Raw genomic sequence first — 19,811 nt, 5'->3', positions numbered from 1 at the left:
AAAACATTACTATGCATAAATTCATAGATAACATCATTGCATTCTCTCTAAAGAATAAATTTTTTATTTTTTTCTTGACATTTCTTGCTGTCGTCATTGGAGCAGTTTCCTTCAAACATACTCCGATAGATGCATTTCCAGACGTAACGAATACAAAAGTAACGATTATCACCCAATGGCCGGGAAGGAGTGCTGAAGAAATAGAAAAATTCATCACTATTCCGATAGAAATAGCGATGAATCCAGTACAACAAAAAACCGACATTCGATCCACTACATTATTTGGATTATCAGTCATCAACGTAATGTTCGATGATGATGCAGATGATTTTACGGCACGACAACAAGTATATAATTTGTTAAACGATGCAGATCTTCCGGAAGGGGTAACACCAGAAGTACAACCCCTATACGGACCTACCGGAGAAATCTTTCGTTACACTTTACGAAGCGATAAAAAAAATATCCGAGAGTTAAAAACAATTCAAGATTGGATTATCGACCGTAGCCTCCGTTCTGTGCCTGGAGTTGCTGATATTGTCAGTTTCGGAGGAGAAGTTAAGACTTTCGAAGTAAGTGTAAATCCTCATCAACTAAAAAACTACGGTATTTCATCGTTAGAATTATTTGATGCCATCGCAAACAGTAATATCAATGTAGGAGGAGATATAATAACCAAGAGTTCTCAAGCCTATGTGGTCCGTGGAATCGGGTTAATCAACGACATGGACGAGATCAAAAACATTGTCGTAAAAAATATAAACGGAACTCCTATTTTAGTAAAACACCTGGCTGAAGTACACGAATCGTGCCTACCTCGTTTAGGACAAGTAGGACGCATGAACGAGAACGATGTGGTAGAAGGCATTGTCATTATGCGAAAAAATGAAAATCCCAAAGAAGTCATCGATGCGCTGAAAAAAAAGATCTCTTATATCAATGAAAACATATTACCTAAAGATGTAGAAATAGTATCATTTTATGATAGAGAGAATCTGGTAAATCTTGCAGTCAATACGGTAACTCACAATCTCATCGAGGGGATATTGTTAGTTACTTTTATCGTTTTGATATTTATGGCAGATTGGCGTACTACCGTTATTGTCGGGATCGTGATACCTCTGGCTCTTTTATTTGCCTTTATCTGTCTTCGTATGATGGGTATGTCTGCAAATCTTCTATCTATGGGAGCAATCGATTTCGGGATTATCATAGACGGGGCAGTCGTAATGGTAGAAGGAATTTTCGTTGCATTAGACCGTAAAGCAAAAGAAAGTGGAATGACTGCATTTAACAGAATGTCTAAAATGGGGTTGATCCGAAATATTTCCAAAGAAAAGGCTAAAGCCGTCTTCTTTTCAAAACTAATCATTATCACGGCACTAATTCCGATTTTCTCTTTCCAAAAAGTAGAAGGGAAAATGTTTTCTCCCCTCGCCTATACACTTGGCTTTGCTCTATTGGGAGCTTTAATATTTACTTTGACTTTAGTACCGGTATTATCTTCAATACTGCTGAAAAAAAACGTAAAAGAAAAAGAAAACCGATTTGTTCGTTTTCTAAAAGAAAAATCCTCTTCTTTCTTTGAAAAATGCCTCTTCTACAAAAAAACCACGATCGGAATTGCAAGTGCTTTTGCACTTTTCGGATTATGGTGCTTTACATTGCTCGGGACAGAGTTTCTTCCGCAATTGAATGAAGGCTCTATCTACATCCGGGCAACTTTGCCTCAAAGTATTTCTCTAAATGAATCGGTAAAACTGGCAAACGAGATGAGAAAAGAGCTGAAAAATTACCCTGAGGTACGACAAATTATGTCACAAACCGGACGTCCTAATGATGGGACAGATGCAACCGGTTTTTACAATATCGAATTTCATGTGGATATTCATCCAGAAAAAGAATGGAAAAGTAAACTTTCCAAAGCCGAACTTATTGAAAAAATGCAAAAGGATCTGAGCAGATATCCCGGAATAGATTTCAATTTTTCTCAACCTATTACCGACAATGTAGAAGAAGCCGCTTCCGGAGTAAAGGGTTCAATTGCTGTAAAAGTTTTTGGCAAAGATCTCTATTATTCTGAACAAAAGGCTTCTCAAATCAGTAATATATTAAAAACCGTAAATGGAATAGAAGATGTAGGAGTAATCCGAAACATAGGACAGCCAGAATTAAGAATAGAGCTGAATGAACAAAAACTTGCCCGTTACGGAGTATCGAAAGAGAATGTTCAAAGTATTATAGAAATGGCTATTGGAGGCAAATCGGCATCGACCTTATACGAAGAAGAAAAAAAATTTAACATTATGGTACGTTATAAAGAAGAATTTAGACAAAATGAAGACGAAATAGGAAAAATTCTCGTTCAAGCAATGGACGGAACAATGATCCCCATAAAAGAATTAGCAGAAATAAAAACAATCACAGGACCTCTACTTATATTTCGGGATAATCATGCCCGATTCTGTGCGGTCAAATTCTCGGTACGAGGAAGAGATATGGGAAGTGCTGTTGCCGAAGCACAAAAGAAAATCAACGAACAAGTCGTTTTACCCGAAGGTTATACATTAAAATGGACAGGTGATTTCGAAAATCAACAACGTGCATCCAAACGATTAGCCCAAGTCGTTCCTATCAGCATCATTATTATATTTATCATTCTATTTATTTTATTTTCCAATGCTCGAGATGCCGGACTTGTCCTACTCAATGTTCCGTTCGCTGCTGCAGGCGGAATAATAGCTCTTCTGTTAACCGATTTCAATTTTTCCATATCTGCCGGAATCGGATTTATAGCTTTGTTCGGAATATGTATTCAAAACGGCGTTATTATGATTTCGGACATCAAACAAAACATTAAAACTCGGCTACCTCTTCAGGATGCAATAAAATCAAGCATGCGTTCCCGAATACGTCCTGTAATAATGACTGCTGCTATGGCAGCAATAGGATTAATGCCGGCTGCACTGAGTCATGGCATAGGATCTGAATCACAACGACCATTGGCAATTGTAATAATCGGGGGATTGGTCAGTGCAACCATCTTCGCTCTTTTTGTTTTCCCACTAATAATCGAATGTTTTTATCAGAAAATGTTATATGACAACAACGGCAATCTTAGACAAAGACGATTGTAATTTGTTATATTTGCGATAATATACAAAGGTAACTACATAAAACAGACATGGCTTATATACTTTTAGCTGAAGACGAAATAAATATCGCCTCATTTATTGAACGGGGGCTTCAAGAATCCGGACATACGGTTTATACCGTTCACGATGGGATTTCTGCATGGAAAGCTATACAACAAAAACAATATGATATATTGATTCTGGATATTATAATGCCGCAAATGAACGGGTTGGAAGTTTGTAAGAAATTCAGGCAAACAGAAGGATACCGAACCCCCATACTTTTACTTACGGCATTAGGGACAAGTGACGATATTGTCTCCGGACTGGAGGCCGGGGCTGATGACTATTTAGTAAAGCCCTTTAACTTTCAAGAGCTCGGAGCTCGCATCAAAGCACTTGTTAGACGAAGCTGCAATGACAAGAGTGTACAAACACTAACCTGTGCAGATCTGGTATTGAACTGCAACACCAGAAAAGCTCAACGAGGAACTCAAGAAATAGAACTTACGGTAAAGGAATACCGTCTGTTAGAATATTTTCTCCAAAATCAGGGATGTGTACTTTCAAGAATGAATCTATTAAAAAACGTATGGGACAAAAATTTCGACCCTAACACCAATATTGTGGATGTATATGTCAACTATTTAAGAGCAAAAATAGATAAAGATTTCGATAAAAAACTCATACATACGGTAATGGGTACTGGTTACATTATGGAAGCGCATTAGACAAAACATGAAAATAGGCCACAAAATAGCATTATTTTATACTACGACTGCAGTAAGTATTATTACGGTTATCGTGATTATTTTCTACTTTTTTACAACACGGTACATTAATACATTGTATTACTCTTATCTTGTTGATAAAGCTTATATAACAGCTCAAAAACATTGGGAAAAAGACGAAGTAGACGAATCGAGTTATCAAATTATTCAAAAAAAATACAATGAGTTACTCCCCCTCGCTCATGAAATATTATTGAATGCAGACAGTATTTCATCAGATGAAGATTCATTACAATTATTTCTTTCTGCAGATCAAATTCAAAAGCTTTTCACAAAAACTCCCATTACATTTAAACATGGTAAACAATTAGGTGCAGCCTTATATTATCCGGATAATGAAGGAAATTTTATTGTCATAATTTTATCGGAAAACCATTATGGCGACAATATCATTGACCATATTCTAATATTAATGATTATATTAATATTTTTCAGTATAATTTTGATCTATCTTACCGGAAGAATTTATTCAAATCGAATACTTGCCCCCTTACAGAATTTATTAAAAGAATTAAAACGAATACGTGGAAATAATCTGAACATAAGACTTAAAAGAACTGATAACAACGACGAATTGGATACATTGATACAGACATTAAATGAAATGTTGGATCGCATCGACACAGCTTTCAAATCAGAAAAAGCATTCATAAACAACGCTTCTCACGAATTAAACAATCCAATTACGGCAATTCAGGGCGAATGTGAAATCAGCTTAATGAAAAAACGCTCTGTAGAAGAATATATCGCAGCACTACAACGAATAATGACCGAAAGTAAACGCATATCCCGATTAACTCAAAATTTGTTATCTCTTTCTCATCAAGAAGAAGAGATGCAAATGCGCCCATCAGAATTGATTTTCTTAGGATACTGGTTAAAAGAACGTTTCAAAAATAATGACCGCATACAACTTCTACTTAACGAAAAATGTTACGATATAACAGTCGAAGCAAATTCTGAATTGCTGGAAATAGCTCTCCGGAATATTATTGATAATGCTTGTAAATATTCGGGAAATAAAACCGTACAGATACGTCTATTCTATGATTCTTCAAAAAAAATAATAGAAATAACCGATCATGGTATCGGTATACCACAAGAAGAGATCAACCATATCTTCCAGTCTTTTTACAGAGCATCCAATGCTCGGGAATATCCCGGATACGGAATAGGGCTAAGCCTCTCTTTAAAAATATTGTCTTATTATGGAGGAAAAGTAGAAATATCGTCCGAATTGAATAAATATACAACATTTTCTATAATTTTCGAATAATATTTGAATATAACCCGACTACGATTTATAACACAAAATACCCTTTAATCAGAAATAAACAAGTTTCTATCTCAAATTTTACTTAAAAAATTCCAGATCAAATAAAAATAAAAGCTGTAAAATAGCTCATTGAAAACTCACAATTAAAAAATAATGATAAATGTCCAAAGCTAATAAAATAATATTCTCTAAAATTGCCTAAGCTTTTGGAGTTTTACCGACAAAACTTTTTTCTTTAGCCTGAAGATTGTACTTTTGCATATACATTGAAACACAGACCAAACAAAATGACAATGAAAAAAACTATTTGTATGATAATAGCCGCAGCTACATTTTCAACATCTGTCGAAATATCGGCAGCTGAAAAAAATTTCTATTCGGTTGAAAAATTTGCAGATCTGGAAATACTTCGTTATAAAGTTCCAGGATTTGAAGACTTGACACCTAAACAAAAAGAATTAGTCTATTATCTTTCTCAAGCCGCATTACAAGGACGAGATATTTTATATGATCAAAACGGAAAATGGAATCTGGCTATCCGTCGGACTCTTGAGGCCGTTTATATCCAATATAAGGGAGACAGAAACAGTAAAGATTTCAAAGCTTTGGAAAAATATCTGAAACAAGTATGGTTTGCCAACGGAATACATCACCATTATTCTACAGATAAATTTAAACCCGAATTCAGTCAAAACTTCTTCGTTCAAGCAGTCAGCTCTATACCGGCTCAGTCTTTGCCTTTAAAAAAAGGAGAAAGCATTAAAGATTTACTAAACGACATCACTCCGGTAATGTTTAATCCCAAAATTATGACAAAACGGGTAAATCAAACCGAAGGAGAAGATCTTGTCGCAACTTCGGCAGGAAATTATTATGACGGAGTCACTCAGGCCGAAGCCGAAGCTTTTTATAATAATATGAAAGATCCCTCCGACCCCACTCCTATTTCATACGGATTGAACAGCCGTCTGGTTAAACGGAACGGAAAAATACAAGAACAAGTTTATAAAGTCGGAGGTCGCTACTCCGAGGCTCTGGAAAAAGTCGTTTATTGGCTTGAAAAAGCTGCTGCCGTTGCAGAAAACGACCAGCAAAAAGCAGTAATCGAAAAACTGATTTCTTACAATAAAAGCGGTGATTTAAAAGAATTTGACGAATACGCAATTCTTTGGGTCGGAGATCTGAACTCTGACATTGATTTTGTAAACGGATTTACCGAAACCTACGGAGATCCTCTTGGCATGAAAGCCAGTTGGGAAGCATTGGTCAACTTTAAAAATAAAGAAGCTTCGAGACGTACCGAGATTATCAGTAACAACGCTCAATGGTTCGAAAGCAACTCTCCGGTAGATAACCGGTTTAAAAAAGAAAACGTGAAAGGTGTATCGGCAAAGGTAATCACCGCAGCTATTCTTGGAGGAGACTCTTATCCTTCTACTGCAATCGGAATCAATCTTCCGAACTCTAACTGGATACGTCACGATCACGGTTCAAAATCTGTAACGATCGAAAATATTACAGATGCTTACGATAAAGCGGCACAAGGAAATGGCTTTGCAGAAGAATTCGTATGGAGCGATACAGAACGCAATTGGATAGAAAAATACGGATTTCAAGCCGATAATTTGCATACCGACCTGCATGAATGTCTCGGGCATGCTTCCGGGAAATTACTCCCGGGTACAGATCCTGATGCATTAAAAGCCTATACCTCTACTCTCGAAGAAGCACGAGCAGACTTATTTGCCCTCTATTATATCGCCGATCCGAAAATAGTATCTCTCGGACTCCTGCCAACAGCAGATGCTTATAAGTCGGAATACTATAAGTACATGATGAACGGCCTTATGACTCAACTGACCCGTATCGCTCCCGGTAAAAACATCGAAGAAGCGCACATGCGTAATCGACAATTGATCGCAGCTTGGGTATTGGAAAAAGGTGCTCAGGATAAAGTTGTAGAATTTAAAAAGAAAAACGGAAAGACATTTGTCGTTATAAACGATTACGACAAAATGAGGACATTATTGGGCGAATTGCTGGCAGAAATACAACGCATCAAATCTACGGGAGATTATGAAGCCGGAAAGAATCTTGTGGAAACTTATGCCGTAAAAGTAGACCCCGATCTTCATAAAGAAGTATTAGCCCGTTACGAGAAATTGAACATTGCTCCGTATAAGGGATTCATTAATCCTGTATATACCCCCGTAAAAGATAGTAACGGAAATATCACAGACGTAAAAATCTCATACGATGAAGGATATTCTGAACAAATGTTACGGTACTCAAAAGACTATTCTCCCCTACCTACTTATAACGATTAGAAACTCATAAACAATAATATGGAAAACGGATAATTTCAATTATGAGATTATCCGTTTTTTATATTTTATATTGAGTAAAAATAAAAATTCTACGTACCTTTGAAACAACCTATTTTATATCTTAACTTTTATGGAGGAAACTTTACGGGAAATAAAAAAACGATTCAGAATGGCAATGAACGGAATCGTTTCTACAAGTATGCGAGAAAAAGGGATGGACTACCGGATTAATTTCGGTCTCACCCTTCCATTGATACGCAATATCGCAGAATCATATACCCCCAATGCAGAATTAGCCCAATATCTTTGGAAAGAACAAATAAGAGAATCGAAAATGTTAGCTACATGGCTATACCCGGTAAATGAAATGAATCCGGACAAAGCCCAACAATGGGCTGAGGAGATTCCCTATCCTGAAATTGCAGACATCTGTTGCATGAACTTATTTATCAAACTCCCGTTTGCAATACAAAAAGCAAGCGAATGGGTCACATCGGACAAAGATATTCTTCGCTATACAGGATACCAATTATTTAACCGGCTAATGATGCAAAACAGGTATCCGGACAAAACAGTAGAAGAAAATCTCATATCCTCAGTCTTAAACCAAGACGACCGGGAAATCTCCTCAATACGAATAGCGACACTCAATTGTATAAAACGGCTGATGCACAGAGATCTTCAAACAGCAAAACATACAGCCGACATATTTCGCCATATATCCGAAACAGGAAATGACAGACAAAAAAGATTTGCAGAAGAGATCTTACTGGAATATGAATTTTGCAAAGACACTCTTTTTCCGACGCAAGATAAATGAACTAATGTTTCATTGTTCTTGTTATAAAAATTAATTATCTTTGTCCTGTTTCCTACAAATGACACCATGCCGGAAGATAAAACGAAAGAAATCGTAAGACAAAAACTTACTCAATATTTAGAAGCGAAAGGTCATCGCAAAACTCCTGAGCGCTATGCCATATTGGATAAGATATATTCGACGAACGAACACTTCGATGTTGATTCGCTTTATGACATTATGTCTCAAAGCGAATATCGGGTAAGCCGGGCAACCATTTACAATACCGTAGACCTGCTTGTCGATGCCGGTCTGATAAGGAAACATCAATTCGGTTACAATCCCGCCCAGTACGAAAAATCGTATAATATGGTCAGCCATCATCACCTGATCTGTACAAAATGCGGGAAAGTACAGGAAGTGAAAGATCAAGAGCTATTAAATGTATTGGCAAACAAAAAATTCGGGAAATTTACAACTTCATATTATGCCTTATATGTATATGGTCTATGTAACCGTTGCAATCAGGCAGAACGAAAAAAAGCATCTCGTAAATAGCCCTTATTTTTTCAAGAACAAGAAAGTTTATATAAAATTAGGAATATACGTATGAAAGTAGATGTGCTATTAGGTTTACAATGGGGCGACGAAGGTAAAGGAAAAGTAGTCGATGTGCTAACCCCTAAGTATGACGTTATCACCCGTTTCCAAGGAGGCCCAAATGCGGGACACACTTTGGAGTTCGACGGTCAAAAATATGTACTCCGCTCTATTCCTTCAGGTATTTTTCAAGGAGGAAAAGTAAATGTAATCGGTAACGGAGTTGTTCTCGATCCTGTTCTTTTCAAACAGGAGGCCGAAGCTCTGGCAGCCAGCGGACATGACCTGACACAAAGATTATACATTTCGAAGAAAGCACATCTTATACTCCCGACTCATCGTATATTAGACGCAGCATACGAAGCTGCTAAAGGCGACTCTAAAATCGGAACGACAGGTAAAGGTATCGGCCCTACCTATACCGATAAAGTAAGCCGCAACGGATTGCGAGTAGGTGATTTGTTACACAACTTCGAGGAGAAGTATGCCAAAGCCAAAGCCCGACATGAATCTATTTTAAAATCACTTAATTATCAATATGATATTACAGAACTCGAAAAACAATGGTTCGAGGCTCTGGAATATTTGAAAAAATTTAATCTCATCGACAGCGAACACGTCGTAAACGGATTTTTAAAAGAGGGTAAATCGGTTCTTGCAGAAGGAGCACAAGGGACTCTGTTAGATGTCGATTTCGGTTCATACCCTTTTGTGACTTCTTCAAATACCATTTGTGCCGGTGCTTGTACGGGACTCGGTATAGCACCTAACAAAATCGGGAATGTTTACGGTATTTTCAAGGCATATTGCACTCGAGTAGGAAGCGGTCCTTTCCCCACAGAGTTATTCGATGAAACAGGTGAAAAGATGTGTAGTATCGGGCACGAGTTCGGAGCTGTAACCGGACGTAAGCGTCGTTGCGGATGGATAGATCTCGTTGCCTTGAAATATGCCATTATGATAGACGGCGTTACACACCTCATCATGATGAAAAGCGATGTGCTCGACACATTCGAAACGATAAAAGCTTGTGTTGCTTATAAAATTGATGGTAAAGAGACAGAAGAGTTTCCTTTTGAAATCGATGATTCTATCGAACCGGTATATGTAGAGCTCCCGGGATGGAAATGCGATATGACCAAAATGCAAAGTGAAGACGAATTTCCGGAAGAATTTAATGCTTATATCTCATTCTTAGAAGAGGAGCTGCAAGTTCCGATCAAAATCGTTTCGGTAGGTCCTGACCGTGAACAAACAGTTGTGAGATATACAGAAGAATAAAACTGCTCTTTAACAAAGTAATCGGGTGGGATTTGATTCCACCCGATTGCTTTTGTAAATCATTCTCTCCCACCGGATCTCACCAGCTCGAATATCCGTTCATTGAAATCGGAGTTTTTCAACAAATCTTCTATCGTAATATGCATACGATAACGCCAATAATTGCGAGGATTAGCCGGAACATTTATCCTCTCTTCCACAGGATTATTACGGCGTATATTTCCATCAATCGAAAACCAGTCTTGTAATGGAATGATAGCCAACATAGAAGGCGAATGCATATGCATAGCAAGAATCTTTTCACATATCCACGGTTCACAGTAATAAGGAGCTTCTCCTTGTTCTTGTAAAATACAATTATAATACCGTTGGGTCTTACTTCTGTCTTCCTCCCACCATGCTCTGATTCCGGACATATCATGCGTAGAAGTAGTGCATACCGACAAGTACGGATAATTAGCAACATCTCCAAACTCTTTATCCGGATCTTTCGGCATTCTTTGTATCTCGAGTGACAGAATCTGCAACGCATTCATTACTTCCGGTACAGATTGCGGTATCATCCCCAGATCCTCACCACACACCAGCATCCCGGTTGAAGATATCAACGGTGGTAGTTTCTTCATTGCTTCATTTTTCCAAAAAGCATCTTGTCTATGGTAAAAAAAGTCAACATACAGCCGATCATAACACCATCTTTCATAATCAGTCAAAGATTTATAACTATATGTTTGCCGGGCAGAGATACAAGGATGGTACTTCCTTTTCTGGTAAGGATCTTCTACGAACAAAATTTCATCTGTTAATGCAAAAAGTCCGGATTTTATTTTTAAACTCTTCTCATCACTTTTACCACAAAAATGGTTTTCAATTTTCCTTTGCGTATTGAAATCGAGACTCAATGCATATATTCCATATCCGCATTCAAGCAGATAATCATGTATTACCTCTCCGGCATATTCGCCGAACAGACTTTGTAACATATATTCTCGAATATACGGATGTGCATGTCGGTGTTCTTCAAAATAAAATCCATAAGACTGTAATTCTTCTATCGAAAAAGGAATAGCCGGATTAAAATGCCCCAATACTCCTTGTATGGCACTTTCGGGAATTTCCCAGATTCTGAAAAAACCCAATATATGATCTATGCGGTACGCATCGAAATATTCTGCCATTTTACGAAAACGGGCTTTCCACCAAGTATAACCGTCTTTAGCCATCTCATCCCAATTATATGTCGGGAATCCCCAATTTTGGCCTTCTACAGAGAAATCATCAGGTGGAGCTCCAGCCTGCGAATCCATGTAAAACAATTCGGGATGAGACCACGCATCCACACTATCCCGACTTACCCCGATAGGAATATCGCCTTTAAGCACTATGCCTTTTGCATGCGCATAATCCCTGACTTCAAGAAGCTGTATATGTAGATGATACTGAACAAAATAATAAAAACTGACTTTATCATAATAAATATTCCCACATGCACAGAATTCGGCTATATCATCCGGGTTGAAAACCGAATACATCTTCCATTTCCTAAAGTCCGGAGTTTCATAAATATCACGCAAACAGCAATAAGCAGCATAAGGCTCAAGCCATTCTCTGTTAGCCTTAAAGAACTCTTTAAAACCAGATGAATTCAATGTCTTTTTCCCTGACTGCAAAAATACGGCTTTTAAATACTCCCATTTCATAAGAGTTACTCGCTCATAATCGATCTCCGGTAAAACATTCAACTCTGCCGCAAGTTTTTCATATGCAACCATAGAATCATTGTCTTTCAACCGATCTATTGCCGTTACTCGTAAATATGCCGGATGAAGAGCAAAAATAGAATTCGCCCTGTAGGGATACGAGTCAAGCCAAGTATGAGTCATTGTAGTATCATTAACCGGCAGAACCTGAATAAACCGCTGACCTGTCTGTACAGCCCAATCGACCATCTTCTTCAAATCAAGGAACTCTCCTATTCCCCAACTTTCTTCTGAACGTAATGAAAAGACCGGAATTGCGACTCCTACCCCTCTCCAATCCGGTAAAGGAAGATTCCATTTAAAGCCGGAAAAAACGATGTTCTCACCCGGTCCCAAATGAGGAATCTCCAAAACTCTGTTATTCCCAGATTCCCATGCAACGACATTACGGGAATCTTTCTTCATGACCAAGAATTTATATTCTACGGGATGTTTCAAAGATGATGCATCCAATACAGCCTCCCACAAAGGGAAACGTGTATCATCCATAATAATAGCATCCTTAATACTCCATGCCTCAGACATCATTGTCCCGGTCAAAGCCACAACTTCATCCGGACGAATAGAGGGTGCATATATCTGTAACGTCACGGCAGTTGAATAAGAAGGCAAAACATCTGAACCTGTCCGATGACGTGCCAAAATTACTTTATTAAACGCAGAAGAATAAAACGAACTGTCGGCAGGCATATTCTGCCAAACATCATATAAATAATAAGTATGATTTAATTCTGATGGTATAAAAGTACGAGGCTCGCCCCATTCTTTATCATAAGACTGCCCATATTCTTTCACTAAATAATGATAATCAAATCCGGAAGATGCGCTTTGCAAATTCAGTGTTAAAGACCATATCCCATCTCCTTCATACCGCATCGGTACAGCTTTCTCCTCCTCAAAATTACCAAGAGAAGAATGACTGCCTGTCACATAAAGTTCTTGTCCCCAACGGGTACGATATTCTATTTTAAATACTATTTTCATAGCTATTCATTTTAATCATTAGCTCGTTATGAAGTTACGAATTTATTCAAAACCGATAATTATATCTCAGCCCAAAAATAAAATTCTTTCTTTCAAATATAGTTAAATGCCTGTTTAAATTTTTATCCGAAATGAAATAGTACAATTTTCAAAAGATTTAAAACAGGCTTATAAGTTCAAACAAAAAAAGACGAACATGTGTTCGTCTTTTTTATCTATAGAATATCTTTTTATACAATAATCGACCGATTTATCCGCATTTAGATGTACCGCACGAAGTACAAATTAAACAGCCCTCCTGATAAATGAGAGTTTCCTGACCACAATTCGGACACGTTTGTCCGCTGGCTTTTGTTCCGTTCGGTAAATATTTTTTCAAAGCTCTTTCTACCCCGTTTTTCCACGTATTGATAGACTGACTATCCAATTCAAGAGTAGAAACGAGCTTCAAAACCTGATCTATAGGCATACCGTAACGCAAGACTCCCGAAATCAATTTGGCATAATTCCAATATTCAGGATTAAACTTATCGGATAAACCTTCAATGGTCGTTTTATATCCTCTCTTATTTCGATATTGGAAATCATAACGTTTATTGCCTTCTTCATCGATAGCTTTAATTATCTTTCCTTTCGTAATATTTTTCGGAAGTAAGATTCCCTCTTCATCATCCGCCAAACCTGTAAAAATTTCATAAGGATTCCCGTCTTTCAAACCAATAAAAGCAATCCATTTATCTTTATTATTCTGAAAACGGACTACATCGGCATCCAACTCTATAGGACGTTTAGGATCAAGATGTACCGGTGCTTTTTTCTCCTCCTTTTTGGTTGCGAGAAGCACTCCTGCCCGAGAACCATCTCTATAAACGGTACAACCTTTACAGCCGCTCTTCCAAGCTTCAACATACAACTGTCCCACCAATTCCTCTGTTACATCTGACGGTAGATTGATCGTTACACTGATCGAATGATCTACCCATTTTTGAACACGACCTTGCATTCTCACTTTCTGCAACCAATCGACATCATTCGATGTAGCCTTATAATAAGGTGATTTGGATACTAATTCGTCTATTTCTTCCTGTGTATAATTCGATCGCACTTCATAACCATTGGTCTGCATCCATGTTATAAACTTATGATGGAATACGACATACTCTTCATACGCATCTCCTGATTCATCGACAAAATCGATACGAACTTCAGGGTCATTCGGATTTACTTTCCGACGGCGACGATACACAGGCATAAACACCGGCTCAATACCGGAGGTAGTCTGCGTCATAAGGCTCGTCGTACCTGTCGGAGCAATCGTCAAACAAGCAATATTTCTACGTCCGTACTTCACCATATCAGAGTAAAGCTCAGGATCGGCATCCTTTAAACGCAGAATAAACGGGTTCTTCTCTTCTCTCTTAGCATCGAATATTTCAAAAGCTCCTCTTTCTTTCGCCATCTGCACAGAAGAGCGATATGCCGCCAAAGCCAATGTCTTATGGACTTGTTCCGAAAATTCCGTCGCTTTTTCTGTCCCATACTGCAATCCGAGAGCAGCCAGCATATCTCCTTCGGCTGTCGTTCCGACTCCGGTACGACGTCCTTTCAAAGTCTTTGACCGTATCTTTTCCCAAAGATGTAATTCTGTCTGCTTCACTTCATCCGACTCGGGATCAGACTTAACCTTATCCAATATTTTATCGATTTTTTCCATTTCAAGATCGATAATATCATCCATAATACGCTGAGCCAGCATAATATGTTGTTTGAACAGGTCAAAATCGAAATATGCTTTATCTGTAAACGGATTTACAACGTATGAATATAGATTGACGGCTAATAAACGACAACTGTCATAAGGGCACAAAGGTATCTCTCCGCAAGGATTGGTAGAAACTGTTTTGAATCCCAGATCAGCATAGCAATCGGGTACAGATTCCCGAGTAATAGTATCCCAAAAGAGGACTCCCGGTTCTGCCGACTTCCACGCATTATGTACTATCTTTTTCCAAATAACCTGAGCATCGACTTCTTTTGTAACTTTGGGATTTTCTCCTTCAATCGGATATTGCTGAACAAAAGGCTCTCCGGCAATAGCAGCTTTCATAAAATCATCGCTGATTTTTACAGAGACATTTGCCCCTGTTACCTTACCTTCTGTCATCTTTGCATCGATAAAAGCCTCCGAATCAGGGTGTTTAATAGAAACACTCAACATTAAAGCTCCACGACGTCCGTCTTGAGCGACTTCACGGGTAGAGTTGGAATAACGTTCCATAAACGGAACTAAACCGGTAGAGGTCAAAGCTGAATTTTTTACAGGCGAACCTTTAGGGCGAATATGAGACAGATCGTGTCCTACTCCACCCCGCCTCTTCATCAACTGTACTTGCTCCTCATCTATTTTTATAATACCGCCGTATGAATCGGCCGAACCGTCCATACCGATAACAAAACAATTAGACAAAGATCCTATTTGAAAGTTATTTCCGATACCACTCATCGGACTTCCTTGAGGAACAATATAACGAAAATCTCTAAAAAGGCCCATCAACTGCTCTTCTGTAAGAGGATTAGGATATTTTTTTTCGATTCTCGCAATTTCACTTGCCAAACGAAAATGCATTTCATCCGGATTCTTCTCATAAATATTTCCATAAGAATCTTTAAGGGCATATTTGTTCACCCATACTCGGGCTGCAAGCTCATCACCCTTAAAATACTTTAATGAAGCTTCGAATGCTTCATCATAAGTGTAGTTTTTAGGTTCCACTGTTCTTTAGTTTAAGTAGGTTTTGTGTTTTTAGAATAAATTTCCAGTATTGATTTTTGTAGAAAAATTTGAGATTACAAGTTTATAGAAAACATTTTGTTTACACAAATAAAAAACTAATTATTTATCAACAATATCAAAGTTTTCCATTTTAATAAAATAATAAACTAATAATCAGATTATTAAAAATTCAAGAATCAACAAAAGTTTTCCAAAATAGAAATTGAATCTCAAAAAGATAAAAAACACGATACAAATACAGGCTTATCCGACAAATTATCCTATTTTTATTTTATTAATACGAGTATTTCTACCAACTCCAGACAAATTCTTACAAAAAAAAGGAATAAGTAATAAAAATATTTGCGCAAAATGTCAAGCTACTAACAAGAAAAGAATATTCTCCTGATTTTATTTTGTATTTTTGTAAAAAAAGACTGCCTATGTTATTTGAAGAATTAAAACAAAGACGTACTATCCGTAAATATACCGGAGAAGATATTCCCGAAAAGTTATTGAACGAGCTTATAGAGACGGCATGTCGGGTCTCAACAACGGGTAATATGCAATTATATAGCGTAATTATTACTCGAGACAAAGAAATGAAAGAAAAATTAGCCCCGGCTCACTTCAATCAGCCGACTGTCACATCTGCCCCCGTAGTTCTTACGTTTTGTGCTGATTTTAACCGTTTCATCAAATGGTGTGATTGGCGAGATGCTCAACAAGGTTACGACAACTTCCAATCATTTTTTACAGCGGCAATCGATGCCCTCATCTTTGCCCAACAATTTTGTACAGTCGCAGAACTCGCCGGATTAGGAATATGTTATCTCGGAACAACAACATACAATGCACCGCAAATTATAGAAACGTTACAGTTGCCCAAGTATGTAATTCCGGTAACAACAATTACTGTCGGTTATCCATCCGAAATCCCAGAACAGGTAGAACGCCTTCCTTTAGAAGCAATTATACATCAAGAAAAATATAAAGATTATACTCGTGAAGATATAGATCGTTTATACCGAGATAAAGAAAATCTTGCCGCAAACTTGAAATTCATCAAAGAAAATAACAAAAAAACTTTAGCTCAGGTATTTACTGACGTACGTTATAAAAAGGAAGATAATGAATATTTTTCAGAGGTGTTCTTGAAGATAATCAAGGAACAAGGTTTCAGATTTTAAATATATATTTGCAAGTATAAAAAGCCTGTTCGGATTTTCCAATAAAAAATATTACCAGGTTATTTTTTACTTTTTTCCGTACTATAACTTGTTGGCGGTACCGATACAGTTCCTCTCTAAAAAGGGGAACTGATTTTTTTGTGTCTCTCAAATTCTACCCGAATAAAATTTAGATAAGCTTTTAGAGCACCCCCCAAATGTTACTTCAACATACATGTACATTATGTCTGATAAAAATTATTGGAGTAACGAAAGTATAACTCGCTATCTCTATAAAGAATCTGCATTATTAAAAGAAAAAACTAAACTTTTTTCTTTATAAAAACAAATCAAAAGATAGATAAAGAACCTTCAAGCTTCTAATTTCGTCTTTCCTTTTAAAATTAACTGACGAATAAAATCTTGTCGCTTACACTGCGTCTTATTCTTACAACGATATTTGCAATATATACAAGAACCCCATGTATTTATTCCTCTTTTCCTTGCCAATTTCAAAAGCTCTTCTTTACTGTATCGCTCCCGATCTTGAGGAGACAAAAAAGAATCATACTTTCCAAATAGAAAATGGGTGAACCAACATGCAAATATATAATGGACTTTAGAGAATACATTCCATGCCCCAACTTTATTATAAAAGAATTTATCCCAATTTATAATCTGTTGCACTGATGGCGTGTTAGTAGAAGTCCAAGTGTCTTGTCCCTTATGTCTGCGAATATAAAATAATGAAGGGTCATCAAAAAGTACCGTATTCCCGTAACCAGACATTTTTACCAAGAAAGGCCAATCATTGAATTTGTTGAACTTCTCATACTCGATAGCAGTTTTCTTAAAATCGACAGTCCGATATAATGCTGTCGCATACGCAATACGTTCTAAAAAATACATATGCGAAGCAAAGTCTTTTTGTTTTTCAAAATAATAATAATCAGGAACTATCGATTCCGGCATTCCGGGAAAATCATCATCAAAAAATTCTGTATAACGTGTTGTAATAAGAGATATATCATCTTTTTCATTCAAGACTTGCAAAGCCAGTTCTAAATATAAAGGATGCAAAATATCGTCATCATGAAATAACATCACATATTTTCCGGATGCAATTTCTTGTGCCTTTTTGAAATTTCCGAGAAATCCTTTTGTCCTGATGTATCTTACTCCACGAGAAGAAAAGCGTTCTACTGCCGATAACGTATTATCTGTACTTTCATTATCAAGCACAGTAATTTTGCTAACTCCTGCCGATTGATTTAACAGACTCTCTATAGAGAGCATCAGATAATCCGCTCTATTATGAGTCATTATATAAATATCTATATCATCAACCGTATATTTCATTACAACATGAACTAAAACCGGACAGTTTTAACATTGTTCCGGAACAGGAGTAACCGAAGTCTATTTTTTTAAAGATTCTTCTATTTCAAGAACATTAGCTCTTAAAGCTTTATCAATTTCTAATTGTTCACTGATCGTTTTACATGCGTGCAAAACAGTGGCATGATCCTTTCTCCCCAATATATCTCCGATACGGGACAACGAGTAATCGGTATATTTTTTTGACAGATACATAGATATTTGACGTGCCTGAACAATTTCTCTTTTACGAGTCTTTGCCTGAAGAAGTTTAGGATCCATATCATAAAATCCGCAAACTTTTTCTTGAATGAGTTCTATTGTAACCTGTTTCTTCTCTACATGAACGCTGGTCGAAAGGACACGTTCTGCCAAATCGATCGTTATTTCACGATTAAATATCGTAGAACGAGCCATCAACGAAACAATAATCCCTTCCAGATCGCGAACATTATCGGCAACATTACGAGCAATATAATCAACTACTTCTTCTGAAATAGGTAGACCGTCTTGATGTATTTTATTTAAAAGAATATTTCTACGCAACTCATAATCAGGCCTTTCTACTTCTGCAGTAAGCCCCCACTTAAAACGAGTCAACAAACGGGGAACCATACCCTCCAAAGAAACGGGAGGACGATCCGAAGTAAGTACCAGTTGCTTATTATTCTGATGTAGATGATTGAAAATATGGAAAAAGGTATTCTGTGTTCCGGTTTTTCCCGCCAAATCCTGAATATCATCAATCAACAAGACATCTATACTTTGATAGAAATTGATAAAATCATTGACTGTATTGCTTCTGACAGCATTTGTATATTGTACCTGAAAAAGATGAGAAGACAAATACAAAACACGTGCCGAAGGATCTTTTTCCTTTATACGTATACCGATAGCCTGCACCAAATGTGTTTTTCCAACGCCCGATTCTCCATACAAGAACAAAGGGTTAAAGGCTGTCTTACCGGGTTTTTCAGCAATAGACTCACCTGCTGTACGAGCAAGTTTATTACTTACTCCCGAATAATAATTTTCAAAATTATAAACCGGATTCAATTGCGAGTCCAATTCTTCATACACCTGCTGTTTAAACGGATCAGGAACATGAGTTGCAGGAGCGCTTACCTGCGGCACTGCATTAACAGATTTATTAGCTCCGGCAACAACGACATCCGTTTTGGGATTCTCTACGACACCAACCTGATACTTCAATTGCACCCCGTTTCCAAAAACGCGATACAACACTCGTTGCAGAAGATCTATATAATGCTCTTCCAGATATTCGTAAAAGAAATAAGAAGGAACACCAAGTGTCAAGACATTATTGTCAAAGCTTAAAGCCCTGACCGGAGTAAACCACATAACATAAGCGCTCTCCGAAAGATTGTCCTTAATAATGTCCAAACAGCGGTCCCACAAAGTGACATGATTTGAACTCATTTTTATCAATCAAATTTTTCTATCAAAATCAAAAACAGGATTACAAAATTTGAAATTCTTTTCGAGAAAAACAAATGACTTTTTCTTTGTTTTTTTTGAA

The 19,811-nt window shown here is 37.2% G+C and carries 12 protein-coding genes; 8 read left to right on the top strand and 4 right to left on the bottom strand.

From position 1 onward, the window contains the following. The first annotated feature begins 11 nt into the window (after positions 1 to 11). The 7 genes from QUE35_RS00060 to QUE35_RS00030 all read left to right on the top strand — a co-directional run bounded on the left by QUE35_RS00060 (position 12) and on the right by QUE35_RS00030 (position 10,208). Positions 12 to 3,137, top strand: a complete 3,126-nt coding sequence (locus tag QUE35_RS00060; protein WP_022602515.1) for an efflux RND transporter permease subunit — start codon at positions 12 to 14, stop codon at positions 3,135 to 3,137. Between the two features lie 47 nt (positions 3,138 to 3,184). Continuing rightward, positions 3,185 to 3,865 (top strand): response regulator transcription factor, encoded by a 681-nt coding sequence (locus tag QUE35_RS00055; RefSeq protein WP_022602514.1) that lies wholly within the window; start codon positions 3,185 to 3,187, stop codon positions 3,863 to 3,865. Positions 3,866 to 3,872: 7 nt separating this feature from the next. Next, positions 3,873 to 5,201: a sensor histidine kinase gene (locus QUE35_RS00050; RefSeq protein WP_022602513.1), complete on the top strand. Its 1,329-nt coding sequence runs from the start codon at positions 3,873 to 3,875 to the stop codon at positions 5,199 to 5,201. 293 nt (positions 5,202 to 5,494) lie between these two features. Continuing rightward, positions 5,495 to 7,528: a dipeptidyl-peptidase 3 family protein gene (locus tag QUE35_RS00045; RefSeq protein ID WP_031258882.1), complete on the top strand. Its 2,034-nt coding sequence runs from the start codon at positions 5,495 to 5,497 to the stop codon at positions 7,526 to 7,528. A 130-nt stretch (positions 7,529 to 7,658) separates the two neighbouring features. Beyond that, on the top strand, positions 7,659 to 8,348 hold the full coding sequence (locus QUE35_RS00040) for a DNA alkylation repair protein (protein ID WP_022602511.1): 690 nt from the start codon (positions 7,659 to 7,661) through the stop codon (positions 8,346 to 8,348). A 66-nt stretch (positions 8,349 to 8,414) separates the two neighbouring features. Beyond that, complete coding sequence (locus tag QUE35_RS00035; protein ID WP_009317283.1) at positions 8,415 to 8,885, top strand: Fur family transcriptional regulator; 471 nt, start codon at positions 8,415 to 8,417, stop codon at positions 8,883 to 8,885. A gap of 51 nt (positions 8,886 to 8,936) precedes the next feature. Then, positions 8,937 to 10,208: an adenylosuccinate synthase gene (locus QUE35_RS00030; protein WP_022602510.1), complete on the top strand. Its 1,272-nt coding sequence runs from the start codon at positions 8,937 to 8,939 to the stop codon at positions 10,206 to 10,208. Positions 10,209 to 10,267: 59 nt separating this feature from the next. Here QUE35_RS00030 and QUE35_RS00025 read toward each other — a convergent pair whose 3' ends face one another. Continuing rightward, entirely contained in the window at positions 10,268 to 12,952 is a 2,685-nt protein-coding gene (locus QUE35_RS00025; RefSeq protein WP_022602509.1) for a 4-alpha-glucanotransferase, read from the bottom strand. Between the two features lie 250 nt (positions 12,953 to 13,202). Beyond that, the gene (locus QUE35_RS00020) at positions 13,203 to 15,725 is read right to left on the bottom strand and encodes an adenosylcobalamin-dependent ribonucleoside-diphosphate reductase (RefSeq protein WP_022602506.1); all 2,523 of its coding nucleotides are present in this window, start codon (positions 15,723 to 15,725) and stop codon (positions 13,203 to 13,205) included. Between the two features lie 443 nt (positions 15,726 to 16,168). On the opposite strand from QUE35_RS00020, the gene QUE35_RS00015 reads away from it, so the two are divergent. Continuing rightward, complete coding sequence (locus QUE35_RS00015) at positions 16,169 to 16,915, top strand: nitroreductase family protein (protein WP_022602504.1); 747 nt, start codon at positions 16,169 to 16,171, stop codon at positions 16,913 to 16,915. 351 nt (positions 16,916 to 17,266) lie between these two features. Here QUE35_RS00015 and QUE35_RS00010 read toward each other — a convergent pair whose 3' ends face one another. Both QUE35_RS00010 and dnaA read right to left on the bottom strand, forming a co-directional pair. Next, positions 17,267 to 18,253, bottom strand: a complete 987-nt coding sequence (locus QUE35_RS00010) for a glycosyltransferase family 2 protein (RefSeq protein WP_022602503.1) — start codon at positions 18,251 to 18,253, stop codon at positions 17,267 to 17,269. 60 nt (positions 18,254 to 18,313) lie between these two features. After that, a complete protein-coding gene (gene dnaA / locus QUE35_RS00005; RefSeq protein ID WP_022389959.1) occupies positions 18,314 to 19,711 on the bottom strand; it encodes a chromosomal replication initiator protein DnaA in 1,398 nt (465 codons plus the stop codon). Between the last annotated feature and the right edge of the window lie 100 nt (positions 19,712 to 19,811).

Origin of the sequence: Coprobacter fastidiosus (assembly GCF_030296935.1) — a bacterium.
Classification (GTDB): Bacteria; Bacteroidota; Bacteroidia; order Bacteroidales; family Coprobacteraceae; genus Coprobacter; species Coprobacter fastidiosus.
Note: the sequence above shows the minus strand (reverse complement) of the source record. Positions and strands in the feature narration are given on the sequence as shown.